Origin of the sequence: Sphingomonas guangdongensis, from assembly GCF_900199185.1 — a bacterium.
In the GTDB taxonomy this organism is placed as follows: domain Bacteria; phylum Pseudomonadota; class Alphaproteobacteria; order Sphingomonadales; family Sphingomonadaceae; genus Sphingomonas; species Sphingomonas guangdongensis.
In genome coordinates this window covers 922,932-945,607 of the sequence record NZ_OBMI01000002.1, presented here as the reverse complement: position 1 = coordinate 945,607, position 22,676 = coordinate 922,932, and the positions used below count along the sequence as shown (strand labels likewise).

At 69.4% G+C, this 22,676-nt stretch carries 18 protein-coding genes; 5 read left to right on the top strand and 13 right to left on the bottom strand.

The window, feature by feature from the left end:
* Positions 1-9: 9 nt before the first annotated feature.
* On the bottom strand, positions 10-1,662 hold the full coding sequence (locus CRO12_RS11765; protein ID WP_097064177.1) for an aminotransferase class III-fold pyridoxal phosphate-dependent enzyme: 1,653 nt from the start codon (positions 1,660-1,662) through the stop codon (positions 10-12).
* Positions 1,663-1,694: 32 nt separating this feature from the next.
* On the opposite strand from CRO12_RS11765, the gene asd reads away from it, so the two are divergent.
* Complete coding sequence (gene asd, locus CRO12_RS11760; protein ID WP_179640990.1) at positions 1,695-2,561, top strand: archaetidylserine decarboxylase; 867 nt, start codon at positions 1,695-1,697, stop codon at positions 2,559-2,561.
* A gap of 3 nt (positions 2,562-2,564) precedes the next feature.
* Here the strand turns inward: asd and CRO12_RS11755 are convergent, their stop codons facing one another.
* The 8 genes from CRO12_RS11755 to hisI form a co-directional block, all read right to left on the bottom strand.
* Entirely contained in the window at positions 2,565-3,605 is a 1,041-nt protein-coding gene (locus CRO12_RS11755; RefSeq protein WP_097064176.1) for a phytase, read from the bottom strand.
* Positions 3,605-6,445: a TonB-dependent receptor gene (locus tag CRO12_RS11750; protein ID WP_097064175.1), complete on the bottom strand. Its 2,841-nt coding sequence runs from the start codon at positions 6,443-6,445 to the stop codon at positions 3,605-3,607. The genes CRO12_RS11755 and CRO12_RS11750 overlap by 1 nt, the downstream gene beginning before the upstream one ends.
* 86 nt (positions 6,446-6,531) lie before the next feature.
* Positions 6,532-8,172 (bottom strand): alkaline phosphatase D family protein, encoded by a 1,641-nt coding sequence (locus tag CRO12_RS11745; RefSeq protein WP_097064174.1) that lies wholly within the window; start codon positions 8,170-8,172, stop codon positions 6,532-6,534.
* On the bottom strand, positions 8,169-10,700 hold the full coding sequence (locus CRO12_RS11740) for a TonB-dependent receptor (RefSeq protein ID WP_245858425.1): 2,532 nt from the start codon (positions 10,698-10,700) through the stop codon (positions 8,169-8,171). Before CRO12_RS11740 ends, CRO12_RS11745 begins: the two co-directional genes overlap by 4 nt.
* Before the next feature lie 84 nt (positions 10,701-10,784).
* Positions 10,785-12,587 (bottom strand): acyl-CoA dehydrogenase C-terminal domain-containing protein, encoded by a 1,803-nt coding sequence (locus CRO12_RS11735; RefSeq protein ID WP_097064173.1) that lies wholly within the window; start codon positions 12,585-12,587, stop codon positions 10,785-10,787.
* 8 nt (positions 12,588-12,595) lie between these two features.
* A complete protein-coding gene (locus CRO12_RS11730; RefSeq protein WP_097064172.1) occupies positions 12,596-13,024 on the bottom strand; it encodes a MerR family transcriptional regulator in 429 nt (142 codons plus the stop codon).
* 41 nt (positions 13,025-13,065) lie between these two features.
* Positions 13,066-13,557 carry a hypothetical protein gene (locus CRO12_RS11725; protein WP_097064171.1) on the bottom strand — a complete coding sequence of 164 codons (492 nt, stop codon included), beginning with the start codon at positions 13,555-13,557 and terminating at the stop codon, positions 13,066-13,068.
* Positions 13,554-13,916: a phosphoribosyl-AMP cyclohydrolase gene (hisI, locus tag CRO12_RS11720; RefSeq protein ID WP_097064170.1), complete on the bottom strand. Its 363-nt coding sequence runs from the start codon at positions 13,914-13,916 to the stop codon at positions 13,554-13,556. The genes CRO12_RS11725 and hisI overlap by 4 nt, the downstream gene beginning before the upstream one ends.
* Positions 13,917-14,088: 172 nt before the next feature.
* Here hisI and purF point away from each other — a divergent pair, with 172 nt between their 5' ends.
* Complete coding sequence (gene purF, locus CRO12_RS11715; protein ID WP_097064169.1) at positions 14,089-15,549, top strand: amidophosphoribosyltransferase; 1,461 nt, start codon at positions 14,089-14,091, stop codon at positions 15,547-15,549.
* Positions 15,550-15,572: 23 nt separating this feature from the next.
* Positions 15,573-16,283, top strand: coding sequence for an SDR family NAD(P)-dependent oxidoreductase (locus CRO12_RS11710; RefSeq protein ID WP_097064168.1), 711 nt, complete (start codon positions 15,573-15,575; stop codon positions 16,281-16,283).
* A 106-nt stretch (positions 16,284-16,389) separates the two neighbouring features.
* Here the strand turns inward: CRO12_RS11710 and CRO12_RS11705 are convergent, their stop codons facing one another.
* From CRO12_RS11705 to CRO12_RS11690, 4 genes are read right to left on the bottom strand one after another with little or no spacing between them, the layout of a single operon-like run.
* A complete protein-coding gene (locus CRO12_RS11705; RefSeq protein WP_097064167.1) occupies positions 16,390-17,565 on the bottom strand; it encodes a serine hydrolase domain-containing protein in 1,176 nt (391 codons plus the stop codon).
* On the bottom strand, positions 17,565-18,818 hold the full coding sequence (locus CRO12_RS11700; protein WP_097064166.1) for an SAM-dependent methyltransferase: 1,254 nt from the start codon (positions 18,816-18,818) through the stop codon (positions 17,565-17,567). Before CRO12_RS11700 ends, CRO12_RS11705 begins: the two co-directional genes overlap by 1 nt.
* 40 nt (positions 18,819-18,858) lie before the next feature.
* Positions 18,859-20,208 carry a cryptochrome/photolyase family protein gene (locus CRO12_RS11695; RefSeq protein WP_097064334.1) on the bottom strand — a complete coding sequence of 450 codons (1,350 nt, stop codon included), beginning with the start codon at positions 20,206-20,208 and terminating at the stop codon, positions 18,859-18,861.
* Between the two features lie 14 nt (positions 20,209-20,222).
* Positions 20,223-21,131, bottom strand: coding sequence for a histone deacetylase family protein (locus CRO12_RS11690; protein WP_097064165.1), 909 nt, complete (start codon positions 21,129-21,131; stop codon positions 20,223-20,225).
* Between the two features lie 47 nt (positions 21,132-21,178).
* Between CRO12_RS11690 and CRO12_RS11685 the strand changes: the two genes are divergently transcribed.
* Together CRO12_RS11685 and CRO12_RS11680 are read left to right on the top strand one after the other, a co-directional pair.
* Positions 21,179-22,156, top strand: a complete 978-nt coding sequence (locus CRO12_RS11685) for an alpha/beta hydrolase (protein WP_097064164.1) — start codon at positions 21,179-21,181, stop codon at positions 22,154-22,156.
* The gene (locus CRO12_RS11680; protein ID WP_097064163.1) at positions 22,153-22,653 is read left to right on the top strand and encodes an RNA pyrophosphohydrolase; all 501 of its coding nucleotides are present in this window, start codon (positions 22,153-22,155) and stop codon (positions 22,651-22,653) included. Before CRO12_RS11685 ends, CRO12_RS11680 begins: the two co-directional genes overlap by 4 nt.
* Positions 22,654-22,676: the final 23 nt, after the last annotated feature.

Below are 22,676 nucleotides of genomic sequence, written 5' to 3'. Positions count from 1 at the left end.
GCCGCGACGTTACCGGCCGAGCCGCGCGGCGAGCGTCTCCTTCAGCACCGCGCGGCGCAGCTCTCTGTTGGTGGCGACTGGACCGTCCCACCAGCCATCGGCCGCCATCGCACCCGCCGCTGCCACGAAGCGCCGCACGATCTCCGCGAAGAGCTGGTCGTCGATGTCGAGGCTGAAGATCAGCCGTCCGGTTCCGACCCAGCTGAGCGCCAGCCCTTCCGCGCGGAGGTGATATTGCAGCATCCAGTTGTAGCGGGAGGGACGGGTGTAGAGCACGGTCCAGATGCTGGAGAGGTGCGCCACCGCGACCGGCAACCCGGCCTCCGCCAAAGCGGCGTTGAGCTGCGCGGCGCGGGCATCCCAGCGTGCGTCGATGCCGTCGTACAGCGCGGCGACATCCGGCGCCTCCAGCCGGCGCAGGAAGGCATTCATCGCGCCCATGACATAGGGGTGCGCGTTGAACGTGCCGCGGGCGAAGCAGATGTCGACCGGACGGTCGTCTCGCCACCGCTTCATCAGGTCCGCGCGACCGGTAAGCACCCCCACGGGCAGGCCGCCGCCGAGCGACTTGCCCCAGGTGATCATGTCGGGCTCGATGCCGAAGCGCTCGGCGAAGCTGGTCGGCGCCAGCCGGAAGCCCAGAAACACCTCATCGAAGATCAGCACGATGCCGTTCGCCCGGCAGGTCGCCGCCAGGCGGTGAAGCCAGGCGGCATAGGCCGGCAGGTCGGCGCCAGCCCGGCGGCTCGAATCGATCAGCTGGCCGTCGGAGGGCGCCGCGCCGTTCGGGTGCAGCGCCTGGAGCGGGTTGACCAGCACGCAGGCAATATCCTTGCGCCGCGCGAGCACGGCCAGCGTCTGCTCCGACTGGTCGGCGAGCGTCAGCGTCCGGTCGGCGGGCACCGGATTGCCGATGCCGGGCTGCACATCGCCCCACCAGCCGTGGTAGGCGCCCGCGAACCGGACGACGCGCGGGCGGCGGGTGTGGTAGCGGGCGAGCCGCACCGCCTGCATCACTGCCTCGGTCCCCGACATGTGGAACGACACCTCGTCCAGGCCAGACAGGCGCCGCAGCCGGGCGACATTGTCCGCGACGACCGGGTGATAGGCGCCGAGCACCGCGCCGAGTGGCTCGGCGAGTTCCAGCCCCTCTCGCATCGTCGCCTTGTACGCCTCGTTGCCGAGCACGTTGACGCCGTAGGAGCCGGTCAGGTCGATGAAGCGGTTGCCGTCGAGATCGGTCAGCCACGGCCCGTCGGATGCGGCCAGGAAGGCGCCGGTGCCGAGTGTCGCGCGGACGCGCTCGCTGAATTGGAACGGCACGCGGTAGCGGCCGGTGAACTGCAGATCGGACAGCCCTTCGCGCGTTTCCCTGGTCAGTGCGAGTGTGCGCTCGAAGCGGTCGGCATAGAGCGCACCCAACCGCTCGAACCCTGCGCGCCGGCGGACGACGACGGCGTCGTCGGCACCATCCGCACGGAAGAAGCGATCCGCACCGTAGTTGTAGAACGGGATCTGCCTCGCGACCCGCTTCGCCATGCGGACGTGGCCACCGAGCGAGCGATGCTTGGCACGGGAGAGCGCGAGGCGGCTCGCCCCCTTGTTGGCAGCGGCGGCGCCCACGGCGGTCGCGCCGATCAGCGCGGCAATGTATCCGAACATGGTTCCACTCACTCCAGCGACGTGACGGCTTCATGACAGTGCGTGACCGCGCGATGCGGCTTCTGCTCCAGGAAGACCTCAACTTCCTGCTGACCAACCGCATCCCGCGGCGCCTCGCCACCAACCTGGTCGCGCGGGTCGCGCGGGTGGAGCACCCGCTGGTCGCCAAGCCGGTGATAGCGGCGTGGCGCTTCTTCTCGGGCGCCGATTTCGGCGAGGCGGAGGCGACGCGCTACCGCTCGCTGCGCGACGGCTTCATCCGGCGGCTGAAGCCGGGCGCACGGCCGTACGATCCGGACCGGGCGGTGATCGCCAGTCCCTGCGACGCGATCGTCGGCGCGCACGGGACCATCGAGGATGACCTGCTCTACCAGGTCAAGGGCTTCCCTTACCGGCTGGAGGAACTGGTACCCGACTCGGCACTGGTCGAGCAGTACCGCGGCGGCTGCTTCGTGACGCTCAGGCTGACCGCGGGCATGTACCACCGCTTCCACGCGCCGCACGACCTGACGGTCGAGGGCGTGACCTACCTGTCGGGCGACTGCTGGAACGTGAACCCGATCGCACTCAAGCGGGTGGAAAAGCTGTTTTGCCGCAACGAGCGCGCGGTGATCGAGGTGCGGTTCGACAGCGGCACGCCGATGCTGCTGGTGCCGGTCGCGGCGATCCTGGTCGCGAGCATCCGCCTCACCTTTCTGGATACCGAGCGCTGCCTGCGCACCTACGGCAATGCCCGGGTCGCCTGCGATGCGCGGAAGGCCAAGGGCGAGGAGATGGGTTGGTTCGAGCATGGCTCGACCATTATTTGCCTGCTGCCGCCCGGCGTGCCGCTCCACGCGGGGCTGGCGGAGGGCACGCCGATCCGGGCCGGGCAGCCGCTCGCCGCGCTGCCCGGCTGAGCCTCACTCGAGCCGGAGTGCCGCGGCGATGTCGGCCCAGGCGACCAGCTTGAAGTTCTGCGCCCGCGGCTGGTTGTGGCCGTCCTGCGCGATGAACAGGCCGCCGGGGAAGGCGGCGCCGAAGTCGCCGGTCATGACCTCGATACCGTCGGTCTCTTCCGTGCTGCCCAGGCGGCCGGCGGCGATGCGGAAGCGCCCGACATAGCCGTCATCCGACAGCCGATAGACGGCATAGGCGTTGTCGCCCTGGCTCGAAACGAGCAGGTAGCCGCCGTTTCCCGTGCCGATCGCCGCCAGCGCAACACCTTCCACGTCCATGTGCAGCCGGTGAGCGTCGACTGCCGCGACCTGCACCGGCGCCGTGCTGCCGCCGGCGCGTGCGTCGAAGCGCCACAGTCCGGCATCCTCCTCCGCCACGTAGAGCCGGTGCGTGCGCTCGTCGACCACGCAGCCTTCGGATTGGGTGGCGAGCTTCATCGTGCGCACCATCTGAGCGCTCGGCGTTGCGCCGAGCGCCAGCGCGACCTGGCGGATCGTGCCGTCCTTGATGACGTTGAAGGCGTGGAGCGCGTCGCCTTGGCGGTACAGGCAGACGCCGTACGCCTCCCCCGCCCCGACCGGCACGGTGCCGAGCGGCGCTAGCGTGGCGGTCGCGGGATCGAGACGGAACAGGGCCAGCTTCGCGGCGAGCGGATCATTGCGGTCGCTCGCCGCGACGATGATCCCGGCCGCGCCCATGTCGCGCAGGTCGACATTGTTGACCCGACCGGCGTTGACGAACGAGCGCTGCCGCCCGGCCAGGTCGTAGACGTAGAGTCCGGCGCGCTTGTCGGTCCCGACGATCAGGCTCGCTGCCGGGTCGTCCGGGTTGCGCCAGATCGCCGGGTCGTCCGCCGCGTCGGCGTTGCGCGTCGCGACCGCCGCCGTCTCCGCCCGAGCGGTCACGGTGACGGTCGGCGCGGAGACGATCGGCACGTGCGATCGCGTCCTCGTGCAGCCCGGCAGCAGCGCCAGCAGCACGAGCGTCGCGCCGAAGATACGCATCAGAAGTTGAACCGGAAGCCGCCCGAGTAGCGGCGGCCGAACCGTTCCCACTCGATCGTCTGGCTGTCGATCCTGCCGGTCGGCGTGCCGGTCGCGGTCAGGAGGTTGCCCGGTTCCGAATAGCGGCGGCCCGGCTGGTTGAGGACGTTCTGCGCGTCGAAGTAGATTTCCAGCTGCGGGGTGATCGCGAACCGCGCGGAGATGTCCATCTCATCGTCGGCTGCCCAGTAGGTGTCGCCACCGTCGGTCAGGTCGTCGGCGAAGCCGTCCAGCCAGGTCGAGCGGCGCTGATACTGGACGCGGAGCGACAGCCCGTACTTCTCGTAATAGCCGCCGATGTTGTAGACCAGGTCGGAGGTGCCGGGCAGCCGCACCTTGCGGTCGGGCACCGCGCCTATGGCGGGCTTGGTTACCTCGCTGTCGTTGAGCGTAACGTTCGCCGAGATGCCGAACCCGCCGAGGAAGTCGGGCAGGCCAAGCGCCTCCGTGTACGGCTCGAGCTGCAGCTGCGCGGCGGCCTCGGCGCCGAACACGCGTCCGTTGCCGCCGTTGGTGATGCCGGTGAAGACGTAGGAGGAGCGGTCGATCCCGCCGGTATTGAGCGTATCGGAGTTGAAGGTGCGGGTCTGGCGGTAGAGCACATCCTCCACCCGCTTGTAGAACAGCCCAACCATCAGATAGCCCTGCGGGCGCAGATACCATTCGAAATAGCCGTCGACGCCGTAGGCGCGCTCGGGCTGGACCGACGGGTTACCGCCGGAGATCGTCTGGTTGCTGTCGTTGACCACGACGTTGGGGCGGAGCTGGTCATAGTCGGCGCGCGCGGCACCCGAGTTGAACGACAGTCGCAGCTTCTTGGTATCGTCGACGTTGAAGTTGATGTGCAGGCTGGGGAACGCCAGCGTCTGCTCCGACTCGGCCACAACCAGACCGGTCGCGGTGCCGACGGTCGCGATCGCCTCGCCGCGGTTCTTCAGGTGCTCGACGCGCACGCCGCCGAGGATCGAGCCCCAATCGTAGCGCAGTGTGCCCATCACGAAGCCCGCATAAACCTGCTCGCGCACTTCGTAGTTGTTGGCGGTCACGGGCGCGAAGGCGAAGTTCGCCTGCGCGGCCGCGGACACCACCTCCATCTTGTTCGTGTCGAAGTAGCGGAAGCTGTAGCCGAGCGGGATCTCCCCCTGGAACGGCGTGTCGAGCGAAAACTGGTTGTAGTTGGTCGGCAGGCCGATCGCCGCGAACTGCGCCGCCGTCGACAGGCTGATCTGGTTCTCGTCCGCCGTCTTCGTCCGCTGGTCGAACTGGAAGCCGACGCGCAGGGTCGCGTCGCCGCCGAACAGGCCGAGCTCCTTCGAGAGCACGATCTTGCCGGTGTAGGCATCGGTCGTGTCGACGGCGTCGAGCACGGTGAACGACACCGGCGGCTTGGTGAAGCTGTCGATTGCGGTCACCGGCGTACCCGCCTGGAAGCGGGTCGGGCTGGCGAGCTGAAGCGTCGTGAACAGCGACACCCGCGCGAGATTCGGATCGGAGAAGTCGTAGCCGACGGTCGGCCGCGCCGTACGGGTGGACGGGCTTTCCCACGACGCCTCACCCGTGACCGAGCGATCGTCCTTGGACTGGGTGTAGTTGCCGATCCAGTTGAGCGTCCAGCCCTCGCCGAACTCGTGGTCGCCGGCGAGCGTGTTGGTGAAGATCGACTGGCGGAACGCGCGCAGCGTGGAGCGCTGGCGGATGTCGATGCCGTAGGTGGTGCCGCGCGTCGGGGTGTTGCCGATGCACAGGTCGGCATAGCCGCTGGTGGTCGGCGTCGGATTGACGGCAGTCGACGGGCACGCCGCGGTGTTGGCGACCAGGTCGCCCTGGCGATCGTCGAGATCGAAGCGGTAGTTGTCGCGCGCCTCGTCGTCGGTGAAGATCGTGTAGATCGACCGCGCCGACAGGCGGTTAGCGTCGTCCGGGCGATAGTCGAGCCGCCCCGACACCGACCAGTTGCGGCGCGTCAGGCGGTACAGCTTGTTCTCGGTCTCGTGCACCCAGAAGCGCGTCCCCGCCCCCGGGCGCTGGTCCTGCGCCACCCGCTCCCAATCGTTCTCGAAATTGTCGGTGATCATCTGGCGCTCGTAGAAGCTGCCTGACACCAGCACGCCGAGCTCGCCCCCGCCGAGCTGGTAGCGGTCCGACATCACCAGCGACGCCTCATACTGCTCGCGCTCGCCCAGTTCGGCGATACCGAAGCCTGCCTTGCCGGCGATGTGGGCGTTCGTATAGTCGAATGCGGAGCGGGTAATGACGTTGACGTTCCCCGCCACCGTCTCGCCCGGCATCTCGGGCGTCACCGCCTTTGACACGATGATCTGCGAGGCGATCGCCGAGGGGATCGAATCGAAGCGCGCGTCGCGCCCTTCCGGGCTCACAACGTTGATCCCGTCGAACGACAGCGTGGTCCAGTAGTTGGGCGCGCCGCGCAGCGAGATGTAGCGGGCCTGGCCCTGGTCGCGCTCGACCGCCACGCCCGGAAGACGGCCGGCGGCCTGCGCGATGTTCTGGTCGGGCAGCCGCCCGACACTGTCCGCCGCCGCGACTGTCACCAGCGAGTCGGAGTTGCGCTGGACCTGGAGTGCGGCCGCCTCAGCCTCGGCGATCGGGCGGGCACCGGTGACGACGATCTCCTCATCGGTGACCGCCGGCTCGGGCACGGCCGGCGTGCCGCCGGAGGTGTTCTGCTGCGGCACCGGCTCGTTCTGCTCGGTAACCGGCGTCGTCTGCGCGAGCGACGGCGTGGCGAGCGCGAGCGTGCTGATGCCCGCGCAGAGCGCGAGCCGGAATGATGTCTGCATTATGTCCCCCTGTGTCTGGCGGAGGCTCTACGACTGGTCGAAGACTAGATGGTTTCAGCTATGTTACGGATTGATGTTGCACCGCATCACAATCGCTGCAGGCGGCGCTCCGCTGCCGGCACCTCATAGCGTGCGATGCTGGCGACCTCGTACGGCTTCGCCATGATCGTCGATACGGCGCGGTAGTCGGCGGTGGCACGATCAGCGGTCAGCGTCAGCAGCACGAAGCCCTTGGCACGCTGGTCGCAGAACAGCACCTCGTCACCCGCCGCCTCCAGCAGCTTGCCGAGCGGCAGCGCGGGCAGGCTGTCACCGACCGACGGCGAACTGATCGCCGAGGTGCCGAACTCGGAGGCAACCACCGCCCCGCTCGCGTCCGCCGGCTGGTTGACCCAGAAGGCGTGGCTGTCGCCCGAGAGCACCAGCGGGTGCGCACCGGCGCGGCGGAAACTCGCATACAGCCGCTCACGCGCGGCCGGGTAGCCGTCCCAGCTGTCGAGATTGAACGGCAGCCCGGCCTTGAACCCGGCCTGCGCCGATTCGAGCCGTGCGCGAAGCGGCGTCGGCAGGCCGCCGAGTTGGGCGACCTGCTCGGGCGGGAGCAGCCGATCGAGGATCGGCCCCGGCACCCGCGCCATTACCACCTGGTTGCCGAGCACCTGCCATTTCCGGCCCGCCTTGACCGACCGGGCCAGCTCCGCTTCCAACCAGCGCGCCTGATCGGCGCCGAGCAGCTCGCGGTCCTCGCGGTTGCGCTCCGCCAGTGTCGCGGCAAAGGCGGCCGCGTCCGGCGTCTCGCCCTTGAACGCGGCCTGCTCGCTGCGCGCGAGCAGCCGCGTCTCGACCATCGTCAGCGTCGCGAGGTCGCCGAAGTCGAACGAGCGGTTGATCGCTTCCCACGGCTGACCGGGGCGGGGATCGCGGATCGGCATCCACTCGAAATAGGCCTGCATCGCCGCGGCCTTGCGCTTCGCCCAGTCGCCCTCGCTCTCCGGCTGGTGGTTCTGCGCGCCCTCACGGGAGCTGTCGTTGGTGGTCTCGTGATCGTCCCACACCGCGATCATCGCCGCGCGAGCGTGTGCCGCCTGCAGGTCGGGATCACGCTTGTACTGCGCGTGGCGAGTCCGATAGTCGGCGAGGCTGACGATCTCATGCGGCGGCTCGACCTCGCGCCCCAGTTTCTGTGCGGTCTCGCTGCCGTAGCCCTCGCGGCCGTACTCGTAGATATAGTCGCCGAGGTGGACGATCGCGTCCAGGCGATCGAGCTTGGCGATCGCCTCATAGGCGTTGAACAGCCCGCCAGGGTAGAGCTGGCATGACGCCACGGCGAGAACCAGGTCCGGCGTCGCGCCCGCCGGGAGCGTGCGGACGCGACCTTCCGGCGACCGCACGCCGGCCGCCTCAAACCAGTATCGGTACTCGCGACCGGGCTGGAGCCGGCGCGGCTCGACCTTCACCGTGAAGTCGCGCGCGCTGCGCGCCTCGGTCGTGCCGCGCTCAATAACCTTATCGCTGCCCCGCTCCGTCACCGACCAGCGGACGGGGATCGCCGCATCGCTGCCGGCAGGCGGCGTCACCCGCGTCCACAGCACCGCGCCGCGCGTGGTTGGATCGCCGCTGGCGACCCCATGCGCGAAGGTCGGGGTGCCGGTAGCGACCTGCGCCCCGGCAGGTACCGCCGCACCCGCGCCGATCAGCGCGAGGGCGGAGCGGCGCGAGACCCTCACCGGCCACCGCCGAAGCGCAGGGTCGCGGCGACGCCGTAGAAGCGCGGGTTGCCGGCGATGAAGGTCGGCAGGCCGAGCCCGTCACCGGTATTGCCGGCGTCGTTGATGTACTCCTTGTCGAAGGCGTTCTCGACGAAGGCCTCGATCTGCCACCCGCCCGGCGCCTCGTATCCGACGCGCGCGTTGACCAATGCGTAGCCTGACTGCGTCTCGTCCTGGAGATTGTCGGCGACCAGCGCGCGCGGCGGCTGCTGCAGCGCCGGCAGATCGTTGTCGTCGTCGAAATAGACCCGGCTCTGCCAGGTGACGCTGGGCGTCAGCGTGATCCGGCCCGCGTCCGCCCCCAGCGGCACGCCCACGATCGCTCCGAACGAGGCGGCATGGTCCGGCGACAGGCGGAAGCGGTTGCCGTCGCGGATCCCGCTCTGGAAGCGGCTGTGATTATAGGCGTAGGTCGCGAAGACGGAGATGTCGGCGGTCGGGTTCCAGCGACCCTGCGTCTCCACGCCGTAGCTTTCCGCCTCACCCGCGTTGGTGGTGACGAAGGTCGTGCCCTGCTGCTCGGTCGTCTGGAAATTGTTGTACTTGTAGTAGAAGCCCGACGCATCGAGGAACAGGCGGCGGTTCAGCAGCGCGGTCTTCAGGCCAAGTTCGAAGCTGTCGACCGTCTCCGAGGGCAGCCGGTTGAAGCGCGCGGCCGCGAACGGCGCCGATGGTGCGGAAGCGACGAGCACCTGCGGACGGCGGCCGCGGGCGTAGCTGCCGTACAGGCTGGCCTGATCCGACAGCTCGTAGCGGGCGAGGCCGCGCCACGAGAAACCGCCGTTGTCGAGCTCGGCGGTCTGGACCTGGCCGTTGCCCGCGGTCGGCTGTGCGCCGAGCCCGAAGACCGGCAGCGGGATGGCGAGCGAGGTACCGGCGCCGGGTAGCGCCAGGCCGCCGAGCAACTGCGCGCGCTGCGCGGCGGGCAGGCCGAGCGCGGCGATGAAGCCGCCGAGCACCGAGCGCCCGCCGAGCACCGCGGAGGTGAAGCCGCTCTCCTTGCTGTCATGGGTGTAGCGGATGCCGCCGCCGATCTCAAAGCGATCGCCGATCCGGAAGGTGACGTCGCCGAACAGGTCGAAGGCGTTGGTGGTGGCGAGATTGGTGCTCGTCTCCAGATAGTTGCCGCGCAGGTTGGCGGCGATCGCCGCCGCCTGCGCGGACGGCAGCGCGATCCCGCTCGCCCCCGCGACTCCCTGCAGCAATGCGCTCGTGAAGGCGGTATTCGCGAAGACCGCGGCGGGCGCCGGATCGGTCGCCGGGCGGCCGGGGATCGGGCCGGCGAGAAGGTTGGTCAGGCGGGCGAGAAGCACGCGCTCATCGAACTGCGCGGGCGTGCGCTGATAGCCATCCTCGAAGAAGTAGCTCCCGCCGATGAAGGCGGTCACCCGGTCGCTGTCGTAGGTCAGGCGCAGCTCCTGGCTGGCCTGGTTGCTGTGCGCATCCTCTGCCGCGGTGAGCACGGGAAGCGAGATGCCGTCGGCGTCGAACACCTCCAGCGCATCAAACTCGCGGTAGGCGGTGATGGAGGTGAGCCGCAGCGCGGGCGAGAAGTCCCAGGTCGCGATGCCGGTGATCCCGCCGACTTCGCGCCGCAGACCGAGCGGGCGGCCGCCCTCTAACCCCGCGCCCGGCGCGAGCGCCGCGCCGCTGTTGCGGCCCGCGTCGCCGATCACCGCGCCCGTCACCGGGTCAGTCGGACGATAGGCGATCGACTTAAAGGGCGTCCCGGCCGGGGTGTCCTTCTGATAGTTGCCGATCAGGTCGAGCGTGAAGTCGCCGACCTCCTGGTGCGCGCTGCCGCGCACGGCCCAGGTCCGCGCGGACGCGAAGTCGCGCCCGCCGAGCAGGTTCTCGATGAAGCCGTCGCGCTCGCGGATGCGCCCGGCCACGCGGATCGCGCCGCCGTTCCCGGTCGCGAGGTTCACCATGCCCTCGCCCAGGTAGCTGTCGTAGTTGCCGTAGCTACCGCGCGCGAACGCGGACGTGCGGTCGGGATCGGCCTTGTTCTGGATGATGTTGATCGCACCGATCAGGGCGCCGCGGCCGTAGAGCGTCGACTGTGGGCCCTTGGCGACCTCCAGCCGCTCGACGTCGAACAGCTCGACGTAGGAACCGCGCGACTTCGCGATCGATACGCCGTCCTGGTACACCGACACGCGCGGCTCGTTGTAGGCGGTGCCGCTGTCCGAGGTGATGCCGCGGACCACGAAGCCCGGATTGTTGGGCGACTGGTTCTGGACGAAAAAGCCGGGCACGAAGCGCGAGACCTGCTCGAACTCGACCAGGCCCAGTCGCTTGAACTGCTCGTCGGTGATCGCCGTTACCGCGATCGGCACATCCTGCGCGTCCTGCTCGCGCAGCTGCGCCGTCACCACGATCTCCGCGCCCGCATCGACCGCGGGCGCGCCGCTGTCGGGCGAGACCTGTGCCAGCGCAGGCGAGGCGACTGCGCAGCTCGCGAGGAGCAGGAAACGGTGCAGCATGAACGTAATCCCCTTTTGTTGGCGGGGCGTTACGCCTGCTCCATGACGGTTCCGGGACAGTCGCGCCGTCCCGGCCGACTGCTCCTATGCCGCTTCGAACATCGCCGCGGGCAGCGCCATGATGGCATCGGCGCCACCCTCGATCTTGCGGCGAAGCGCGCCCGTTTCCGGCAGCACCCGCTCGGCGAAGTAGCGCGCGGTGACGAGTTTCGCCTGGAGGAACTGCTCATCGCCCTCGCCCGCCTGGAGCAGTGCGTCGGCGGCGGTCACCATGCGCAGCCACATCAGCCCGACCGCGACGATCCCGGTCGCGGTCATGTAGCTGTAGGCGCCGGCGCCGACGTTGTTCGGGTTCTGCATGCCGTTCGCCATGAACCACATGGTGGAGGCCTGGAGGTCGCCCAGCGCCTTCTCCAGCCGGGTCGCGAGATCGGCAAGGCGTGCGTTGTTCTTGGCCGCCGCGCACTCCTCCGCGACGATCCGGAAGAACGCCTGCACCGCGCGGCCGCCGTTCTGCGCGAGCTTGCGGCCGACCAGGTCCATCGCCTGCACGCCGTTCGTCCCCTCATATATCTGGGCGATGCGAGCGTCGCGGACATACTGCTCCATGCCCCACTCGGCGATGTAGCCGTGACCGCCGTAGACCTGCTGCGCGTCCGTCGCGATCAGATAGCCCTGATCGGTGCCGACGCCCTTGATCACCGGGGTCAGCAGCCCGACCAGGTCGGCGGCCAGCTGACGCTCGCCCTCGTCGGCGGCATTGTGCTCCAGGTCGACCTGGAGCGCCCCCCACAGGCACAGCGCGCGCAAACCCTCCGTCCACGCCTTGGCGTTCATCAGCATGCGCCGCACGTCCGGGTGGACGAACAGCGTGTCGGCCTTCTCGTTCGGCTCGGCCGCCCCGGTCAGCGCCCGGCCCTGGCGACGGTCGCCGGCATAGGCGACGGCGTTCTGGTAGGCGACTTCGGCAATGCCGAGCCCCTGCAGGCCGACGCCGAGCCGCGCGGCGTTCATCATGATGAACATCGCGGCCAGGCCCTTCATCTCCTCGCCCACCAGCCAGCCGGTCGCGCCGTCATAGTTCATGACGCAGGTCGCATTGCCGTGGATGCCCATCTTGTGCTCGATCGAGCCGCAGGTGACCGCGTTGCGCGCGCCAAGGCTGCCGTCGGCGTTGACCAGGAACTTGGGCACCACGAACAGCGAGATGCCCTTGGAGCTGTCCGGCGCGCCCGGCGTCTTCGCCAGCACCAGGTGGATGATGTTCTCCGTCAGGTCGTGCTCGCCGGCCGAGATGAAGATCTTGGTACCGGTGATCGCGTAGGAGCCGTCGGCGTTCGGCTCGGCGCGGGTGCGGATCAGGCCCAGGTCGGTGCCGCACTGCGGCTCCGTCAGGTTCATCGTCCCGCCCCACTCGCCCGTCACCATCTTGGGCAGGTAGGTCGCGTGCTGCTCCGGGCTGCCCTTCGCGATCAGCGCCGCGATGGCACCGTGCGCCAGCCCCGGGTACATCGCGAACGCCATGTTGGCGGAGATCATGTACTCCTGGAATGCGGTCGAGACGACGTGCGGCATCCCCTGCCCGCCGTAAGCCTCCGGCGCGGACAGCGTGCCCCAGCCGCTCTCCACGAACTGGCGGTACGCGTCCCTGAAGCCGTCGGGCGCGGTGACGCTGCCGTCCGGGTGTCGCGTGCAGCCCTGCCGGTCGCCGGCCTGGTTGAGGGGGAACAGCACCTCCGCCACGAAGCGGCCGCCCTCCTCCAACACCGCCTCCACCGTGTCCGGTGTCGCATTGGCAAAGCCGGGCAGGTTGGCGTGCCGATCGAGGTTAAGCACCTGATCCAGGACGAAGCGGGTGTCGCGAACGGGCGGCGTGTAGCGGGGCATGGCGGTCCTCAGTGGCTGGGGGACGTGAGCGGCTCGATCACCGCGACGAATTCGTTGAGCTCGGCGAGCGCCGCGTCGATGTCGTGCTTCTGCTGCTCCAGCGTGGTGATGCGGGCGCGGCACCGCTCCAGCGTCACCTGGCGCTGGACCTGACGCCCATCGCCGATGTCGTACAGGTCGATCATCTCGCGGATCTCGCCGAGCGAGAAGCCGACGCGCTTGCCGCGCAGAATCCAGGCGAGCCGGGCGCGGTCGCGCGCTGAATAGATGCGCTGGGTGCCGCGGCGCTCGGGCGCGATCAGCCCCTCATCCTCGTAGAAACGGAGCGCACGTGCAGTGATCCCGAACTCGGCCGACAGGTCCGTGATGGTGAAGCGATCGAGCCCGCCCCGCGCCTCGACGGGCGCCAGCGCGGCGGCGTTGGAGAAGCGCGACATGCAGAGTTTGGTAGCTTACCTTTACGTGAACGTCAAGCAGCTTACCCGCATGGCTGCTCGCCCCGGCCGTTGCGCATCGCAGCGGCCTCGGCTGCCGATCCGCTGAGTCGCTGCACCTCTAGCGCGGCAAGCGACGCGCGTCGGGCACAGCGGCGAGCGCACCCCGGCGGCACGCGGCCGGGAAAGGTGACGCGCTCTCCATCGAAGCGCGCGTCGAACCGGCAATCTTCGCCGAAGTCGACCCGCAGTTGCTGGCCGTCCCGCGTGACGCTCCCGGCCGCATTGCAGGCGATCCCGTCGCCATAGTCGACGAATGCCCCGATCCGGTAGCGGAGCGCCGTGCCCGTGATGCACAGCCGGTCGGTGTCGCGGGCGTAGAGCCCCGACAGGTCGATGTCGGTGGGATCGCGGACCAGCCCGCGCGCGATCGCCGCCTGCTCCAGGCTCGGCACGGCCGGCAGCGACGTGTGCCGCGCCACTGGACAGCTCGCCAGCGTCAGCAGCGCCATTGGGGCGATCAGCCGCGCGATCATGCGGTGAAGGTCAGCGCGCCGTCCTCGATCCGGCGATAAAAGCAGCTCGTCCGACCGGTGTGGCAGCTGGGTCCGGCTGGCGTGCAGCGCAGCCACACCGCATCCTGGTCGCAATCAATCCGCGCTTCCACGACGCGCAAGACATGGCCGGAGGTCTCGCCCTTCTTCCACAGCCGGGCGCGGCTGCGCGACCAGAACACCGCCTCCCCGCCCTGGAGCGTCAGGGCGAGCGCGTCGGCGTTCATGTGCGCGACCATCAGCACCTCGCCGCTGTCCGCGTCGGTGACGACGGCGGTCAGCAGCCCGTTCGCGTCGAACTTGGGGGAAAGGTCGGTGCCGGTCTCTCGCGGGTCGCTCATGACCCGACTGTAGCCGCTCCGATCGGCGCCGTCAGTCCTCTAGCCGATCGCGACGACGGCGGCCCTCCTCGCCGCTCGCGGGCAAACGCGGCGGGCCGTGTTGCGAATGCATGACAATCGACCGCGGCGCGCCTATATGCGCGGCCGTCCCCGACACATTGGCGCAGGCGCGATGCTCACGACTCACCCCTTCGACGACGATAAGCTGCGCGAGGAGTGCGGCATCTTCGGCGTGTCCGGAGCGGAGGGCGCCGCCGCACTGGTCGCGCTCGGGCTGCACGCGCTGCAGCATCGCGGCCAGGAGGCGGCCGGGATCACCACCTACGATGGGCACGCCTTTCACACCTACCGCGCCATGGGGCACGTTGCCGGCAACTTCGACCGCGACGACATCATCCGCCAGCTGACCGGCACCACCGCCTGTGGCCACGTCCGCTACTCCACGACGGGCGAGACGGCGCTCCGCAACGTTCAGCCGCTCTATGCCGAACTGCAGAGCGGCGGCTTCGCGGTCGCGCACAACGGCAACATTTCCAACGCGCAGCGGCTGCGCCGCGATCTGGTCCGCTCGGGCTCGATCTTCCAGTCGACGAGCGACACGGAAACGATCATCCACCTGGTCGCGACGTCGAGCTACCGCACGCTGATCGACCGGTTCATCGACGCGCTGAAGCAGGTGGAGGGCGCCTATTCGCTTATCTGCATGACGCGCGAGGGCATGATCGCCTGCCGCGATCCGCTCGGCATCCGCCCGCTGGTCATGGGGCGGCTCGGCGACGCGGTGATCTTCGCCTCCGAAACGGTCGCGCTCGACGTGGTCGGCGCCGAGTTCATCCGCTCGGTTGAGCCGGGCGAGATGATCATCGTGAAGGAGGGCGGCGAGATGAGCTCGCACCGCCCCTTCACCCAGCATGCAGCGCGGCCCTGCATCTTCGAGTGGGTCTATTTCTCCCGCCCTGATTCGATCGCGGAGGACCAGTCGGTCTACTCGGTGCGCAAGGCAATCGGCGCGCAGCTCGCAATCGAGGCGCCGGCCGACGCCGACCTGGTCATCCCCGTGCCCGATTCGGGCGTACCTGCCGCGATCGGCTTCTCGCAGCAATCGGGCCAGCCCTTCGAACTCGGCATCATCCGCTCGCACTATGTCGGCCGCACCTTCATCCAGCCGGGCGACAAGGTCCGCCACCTGGGCGTCAAGCTGAAGCACAACGCCAATCGCGCGCTGATCAAGGGTAAACGCGTCGTCCTGATCGACGATTCGATCGTGCGCGGCACCACCAGCCTCAAGATCGTGCAGATGATGCGCGAGGCGGGCGCGGCGGAGGTCCACATGCGGATCGCCTCGCCGCCGACCCGCCACAGCTGCTTCTACGGTGTCGACACACCCGAGCGGTCGAAGCTGCTCGCCGCGACCCACGACCTCGAGCAGATGCGGCAATACATCCAGGCCGACAGCCTCGCCTTCATCACGATCGACGGGCTCTACAAGGCGCTCGGGTCGGACGGACGCCCGCGGGTAAAGCCCGGCTACTGCGACGCCTGCTTTACCGGCGACTATCCGACGACGCTGACCGACCAGGACGAGCAGGCGCCGCTCGACCAGTTCGCGCTGCTCGAAGAGCGCGTCGGCTGACCCTCACGCCCGCAGGAACCTCCATGACCGACCTTCCCCTGTCCGGCCGGACGGCGCTCGTCACCGGTGCCAGTCGCGGGATCGGCTCGGCGACCGCGCGCGCGCTGGGTGCGGCGGGCGCGCACGTCATCCTGACCGCACGCACCGCCGGCGGGCTGGAGGAGGTCGAGGAGGCGATCCACGCAGCCGGCGGCACCGCCACGATCGCGCCGCTCGACCTGGCGGAAGGCGACTCGATCCCGCGCCTGGCCGCTGCGATTGGCGAGCGCTGGCCGGCGCTCGACGCGCTGATCCTGAACGCCGCCATGCTCGGCACACTCTCGCCGGTGTCGGCGTTCGACCCCAAGGAGTTGTCGCGCGTGCTGACCCTCAACGTCAGCGCGCAGGCGGCCCTGCTCGCCGCGTTCGACGGCGCGCTCCGCAAGGCGTTCGCCGGACGGGTGATCGGCGTGACCTCCAGCGTCGGTGCCAAGCCCCGCGCCTACTGGGGCATGTACGGCGCGTCCAAGGCGGCGTTCGAGAACCTCCTGCTGAGCTACGCCGACGAGGTGCGCCAGCTGAGCCGCGTCCGCGTCGCGGTGCTCGACCCGGGCGCCACCCGCACCAGGATGCGCGAGCGCGCCTTCCCGGGCGAGGACCCCGCGAGCGTCAAGGCGCCGGAGGTGGTCGCCGACCGCATCGTCGCGCTGCTCGGCGAGGATTTCAACACCGGTACGCGGGTGCGGGTGGAGTAAACTCCCGTCATGCCAGCGGAGGCTGGCATCCATGTCTGTCTCGATCGTCGCTGACCTGACCCCGATCACAAACAGACACGGATTCCAGCCACGGCTGGCGTGGCGCTTACTTCGCGGTCGCCGCGAACAGCTTCGCCAGCATCGCCGTCCGTTCCGCAGACAGCGCGCGGTCGGTCGCGCGGGGCCAGGCGCTGACGATCGCCACCACCATGCGGCGCGCGGGATCGATCGTGATCGACTGGCCGAAGATGCCGGCGCCGCCGAAGCGACCCTCCGGATAGGTCCACCACTGATAGCCGTAGCCGTATCCCGGCCGCCCGATGCTGGCCTTCTCCGCCGTCGCCGCCGCGAACCAGCCGTCCGGCACGATCCCGCGTCCGCCCTCCAGCGCCAGTTGCCCCATGCGGGCGTAGTCGCGCAGCGTGACGGACAGGCAGCAGCCGCCGACCTCACGGCCGCTCGGATCGACCATCCAGTAGGCGTCGGCTTCCATGCCGAACCGGCGCCACACCGTGTCGCTCAGGTAGGCCGCGAGCGACTTGCCGGTGGCCTTGGCGACCAGCACGCCAATGAGGTTGGTCTCGCCGGTCTTGTACACCCACTTGGTGCCCGGCGCTGCCTCGCGCGGCAGCGTGCGCATATAGGCGACGGTCGCGTCCATGCCCGGCGGCGTCGGGTTCGCGAACATGCGCGCGACGTCTGAATTGGCGTCGGTGTAGTCCTCGTTCCAGCGGACGCCCGAGGTCATGCTGAGCAGCTGCGCGATTGTCACACCGTCGTAGGCGCTGCCGCGAAGCTCCTGAATGTACCTGGTTACCGGCTCATCGACCGAGCGAATGTGGCCGTCGCGGATCGCCGCCCCGACCAGCGTGGAGGTGAAGGATTTCGCGACGGAGAAGCTTGTCCAGCGCCCTCGGCGATCAAGGCCGCGAGTGTAACGCTCCAGCCGGATCTTACCATCCTGAACGACGATGAGGCCAGCGACGTTCTGCGCAGTCATGAAGGCATCGAGGTCGGCGGCGCGCACCGCTAGCGGCGCCCCGGTGGGCAGCGGTCGCGGGCGGTTGCCCGCCCGCACGACGTGGGTGGGGAAGACCTGCTCCATGTGCGGGAAGTGCCGGTCGCGCTGCTCCTGCGACCAGAACAGCACTTCCGCCCCAACCTGGCGCAGCGCTGCGTCCGTTCCGGCAGTCAGCCGGACGGGACCGCGTGGCGCCCCGGACCGCACGGTCGGCGCGCACGCCGCCAGCAGCGCCGCGGCAAGCAGGACAAACCGCCGCATCACTCCCCCTTGATCAGCGTGACCTGGAGCACATCGATGCCGCCACCGCGGAACCCACCTTCGCAGTACATAAGATAATAGCGCCACAAGTTAATGAATTCTCGATCGAACTCCCATGGCAGGCGGTGCTGTGCGACCGCGGCATCGAACCGCTCCCGCCAGCGCCGCAGCGTCTCCGCGTAATCCTCGCCGAAGGCGACCCGTTCCTGCCAGTGCAGCCCTGCCCGCGCCGCCTCCGCCCGAAACGCCCGCTCGGAAAGCAGCATGCCGCCGGGAAAGACGTAAGCCTGAATAAAATCAACGTTGTTGCTGTAGGATTCGAAGATCGCGTCGTCGATCGTGATGAGCTGCAACGCGGCCCGACCGCCGGGCTTCAGCACCCGCGCGATGGTGCGGAGGTAGTCGCCCCAGTATTCGCGTCCGACCGCCTCCACCATCTCGCAGCTCACGACCGCGTCGTAGGTTCCGACGACGTCGCGGTAGTCGGTAATGGTCACGCGGGTGCCGGGCGGCGCATCAGTTAGCCGCGCGGCCGCATAGGCACGCTGCTCGGTCGAGAGCGTGATGCCGTGAACCGCGACGCCCGCGTCTGCCGCCACCCGCGCGAACGATCCCCAGCCGCAGCCAATCTCCAGGATCGTGTCCCCCGCCGCCGTCGCGGTGCGGGCAAGCAGCTCTGTGAGCTTCACGTGCTGCGCCGCTTCCAAGCTCATGCCCGACTCCGGAAAGCGCGCACTCGAATAAGTCATGCCGTCATCGAGCCACGGCCGATAGAAGTCATTGCCGAGGTCGTAATGATAGGCGACGTTCGCCCGCGCCCGCGCCGGCGTGTTGCGCCGCAGCCAGTGGCGTAGCAGCCGGACCTGTTTCGAAAATGCCGACGCGCGAGCGACTTGTCCCAGGCTCACGCGATTGCGCATGAAGAGATCGAACAGCGGCACCGGATCCGGGCTCGCCCAGTCGCCCGCCGCCCAGGCCTCGTACCAGCCCGCCGAGCCGCCGGCCGCCAGCCGCCACAGCGCACGCCAACGGCGCACGTCGACCACCGCGACCGGACCGTCCGCACGCCCGCCGAGCAACCGCGCGGTGCCGTCGGGCAGCGTGGCCTCGATCGCGCCCGCCGCCAGCCCGCGATCGATCCGGTCGAGCATGCGGTGCCAGAGCGGCGCGACCGCGTTCATCCACCCGCCGCCGGCGCGCACCCGCGCCCGGTCGATCGGCCGTCTGCCCCGGTTCGGTACCCCTACGTCCATGCCCCGCGCCTATTAGATCAGGCGAACGACGTGGCAAGCGTCAGCGGATCGCGCGCCCCGCCGCCAGTGCCCGCTCGCGCGCCTCGCGGTGCCCGATGATGGGCGCGGGATAATTGTCGGGCCGGACGCCGTTCGTCTCCGGATCGTGGATGTGGGCGTCGGACAGGTCGGCGAGCTCGGGCACCCAGCGGCGGATATAGTCCGCGGCGGCGAACTTCTCCGACTGGCCGATCGGGGTCATGATCCGGCTCCACATGTTGGCATCGACCCCCGATCCCGCGATCCACTGCCAGTTGACCGAATTGTTGCCGTAATCCGCATCGACCAGCGTGTCCCAGAACCAGCGCTCGCCCTCCCGCCAGTCGATCAGCAGGTGCTTGATCAGGAAGGAGGCGGTGATCATCCGCACCCGGTTGTGCATCCACCCGCTCTGCCACAGCTGGCGCATGCCGGCATCGACGATCGGGTAGCCGGTGCGCCCCTGCTGCCAGGCGCGCAGCTCCTTCGGCGCCTTGCGCCACTTCATCTTGTCGAAGGCGGGGCGGCCGTTGCGGTCGGCATAGTCGGGCAGGTCGAGCGTCAGATTGTCGGTGAAGTCGCGCCAGGCGAGCTCCCTCAGGAACTTCTCGGCGTCCTTGTGGCCCGCCATTGCATGCCAGACCGCGCGCGGCGAGACCTCACCATGGTGGAGGTGCGGGGACAGTCCCGACGTTCCCTCCTCCGCCGGCAGGTTGCGATGCGCCTCATAGTCGCCGACCTTTGCAGCAAAGGCGCGCACCGTGTTCTGCGCGGTCGCCTCACCCGGCGTGCCGTGGAAGTCGCTCGCCCAATCCGGTTTGGTGGGGAGCAGGTGCCAGTCGGCGAGCTTGTCGCCCTTCGGCCATCTGGCGGGTGCGGTCAGCTTCTTGGGTGCGGGCACCGGCTTCTCGGGCGGCAGCGAACCCTGCAGCGCTTTCCAGAACGAGCCGTAGATACGGTAATGCTTGCCGCCGCCGGTGCAGATCGAACCGAGCGGGGCGAGGTGGTTGCCGTCATGCAGCTCGATGCGCTCGCCGAGCGCCGCGTCCGCCGCTCGCCACCAGGGTTCGCCGTGCTTGGTCGCGTGGACGCGCTCGGCACCGCTCTCCTCCAGCAGGTTGGCAAGCACCGCCTCCGACCTGCCCCGCCGCAGGATCAGCCGCGAGCCGAGCGCCTCCAGGTCCTTCGCCAGCGACGCCAGGCTGCCGTGCAGCCACCAGCGCTGCGCCCCGCCGATCGCCCAGTCGCCGGGCCCTTCGTCGTCGAGGACGTAGACCGGTATGACGGGACCGGCCGCCGCGGCGGCGACGAGCGCGGGATGATCGGCAAGGCGCAGGTCCTGTCGGAACCATAGGAGCGAGGGCGCGGTCATGCCGCCCATACCCTTCATTTCGCAAGCGGTTCCATCGCGAAGACACCGCCCAGCGTCATGATCGAAGTCAGGTGCCGCTCCGCCACCTCCATTGGATCGCTGCCGTACCCACCCCCGAGCGCGCTGGCGAGCGGCAAGCGGCGCGCCTTGGCGAAGTCGGCGATCCACCGATCGCGCATGACCAACCCCTCGCGGGAGAGCGCCAGCCGCCCCAGCCGGTCGCCCGCGAACGGATCGACCCCGGCCTGGTAGAGGATCAGGTCGGGCGCGACCTCCTCCACCATCGGCGGCAGCGTGGCGGTGAGCGCCGCCATGTAGCCGTCGTCGTTCACCCCGTCGGGCAGCGCCACGTCGAGCGTCGAGCGCGCCTTGCGAACGGGAAAGTTCTTCTCGGCGTGGATCGAGTAGGTGGCGATATCCGGCCGTCCCGCGGTCAGCGCCGCAGTGCCGTCGCCCTGGTGGACGTCGACATCGACGATCAGCACGCGCCGCCCCTCCTCCGCCAGCCGGACCGCCGCAATCGCGAGATCGTTGAAGACGCAATAGCCCGCCCCCGTGTCGCCCAGGGCGTGGTGGCTGCCACCGGCGGTGTTCGCCGCGAAACCGCGACTGATCGCCAGCCGGGCTGCGAGGTACGTGCCGCCCGGCACCAAGAAGGCACGCCGCGCGACGAACGGCGTCACTGCAAAGCCGATGCGGCGCTCCTTGGCGGCCGGCACCCGCGCTTCCGCGACCTCCGCCACGTAATCGGCGTCGTGCACCGCCTCCACCCAGGCGCGCGGCATGGCCTCGGGTTCGTGCCAGTCGATCGCCGCGCCTTGATCGCGCAACAGGTCGCGGACCAGCCCGTTCTTGTTCCATTGATAGGTGCTGCGCGGCGGCGCCGGCGCGACATAATCGGGATGATGGACGACCGCGATCACGCTTCCTAGGTAGGGCGCCCGAGCCGAGTGCGCCATGAGGAGCCCGCGTGACCGATCACTACACCCGACCCGACGTCGCGCAGTTCCTGGCCTATGTGAACGCGCTGCCCGGGCCGCGCACGCATGAAGTGGGCGCGGTCGCCGCGCGCCAGATGTTCAGTGCGATGCGCGACCTGACGGACCTGCCGGTCGGCGAGCTTGCCGTGATGACCGACCTGACCATTCCAGGTCCGGCCGGCACCATTCCGGCGCGGCTGTTCGACGCGCGCGAACGGCGGGAGCCCGGACCGGCGCTGGTGTTCTATCACGGCGGCGGCTGGGTGATCGGCGATCTCGACAGCCACGCGGCGCTCTGCGCGGAGATCGCGCGCACGCTCGACCTGCCGGTGGTCTCGGTCGACTATCGCCTGGCGCCCGAGCATCCCTGGCCGGCCGCGCCCGACGATGCGGAAGCCGCCGCGCGCTGGGTCGCCGACAGCCCGGCAGCACTCGGCCGCGTGGTCACCAGCCTGGTGCTGTGCGGCGACAGCGCGGGCGGCAACCTGACCATCACGGTCGCTGTGGACCTGCGCGATCGCCCGGCGGCGGTGCCGGTGATCGCGCAACTGCCGATCTATCCCGCCGCCGACATGTCGAAGGCCTACGCCTCGTTCGACCAGTTCGCGGAAGGACGCGTCCTCACCCGCGAAGCGATGGCCTGGTTCCAGGAAAGCTATGCAGGGGATCCGGCCCATCCGCGGTTCTCGCCGCTCGCCGGCGACGTCGCCGGACTGCCGCCCGCGGTGGTGCTGACCGCGGGGCTAGATCCGATTCGCGACCAGGGCCGCGCCTACGCCGCGGCGCTGGCGCTCGCCGGCGTGCCGGTCGTGTTCCGGGAAGCGGTCGGCAACGTCCACGGCTTCGCGACGATCCGAAAGGCGATCCCGTCGTCCGCCGCCGACATCAACGCTTTCCTGCTCGCGGCCAGGCCGGTCATCGCGGAAGCGGAAGCGACCCGCGTCATGGCGCAGGCGGCGGCGGCATGAACGCGCTCAGCGACCTGCCCTATCGCCCCTGCGCGGGTGCGATGATCGTCAACCGCGCGAGCCAGGTGTTCGTCGGTCAGCGGCTCGATTCGACGCTGGAGGCCTGGCAGATGCCGCAGGGCGGGATCGACGACGGCGAGGACGCGCTGACCGCTGCCATTCGCGAGATCGGCGAGGAGACCGGCATCCGCCCCGAGCACCTGTCCCTTCTCGCCGAGGCGCCCGACGAGCTCCGCTACGACCTGCCCGACGAGCTGATCGGCAAGCTGTGGAAAGGCAAGTGGCGCGGCCAGCGCCAGCGCTGGTTCCTGTTCGCCTTTACCGGCGAGGAGAGCGACATCGACATTCGGACCGCGCACCCGGAGTTCCGCAGCTGGAAATGGTCGGACCCGGCCGAACTGCCGCACATGATCGTGCCGTTCAAGCGCGCGCTCTACGAAGCTGTGCTGGCGGCGTTCGACCAAGTGCTCCGCCAGCACGCCGGACCGAAGCCGTAGCGGCAGGCTGATCTGCTATGGAG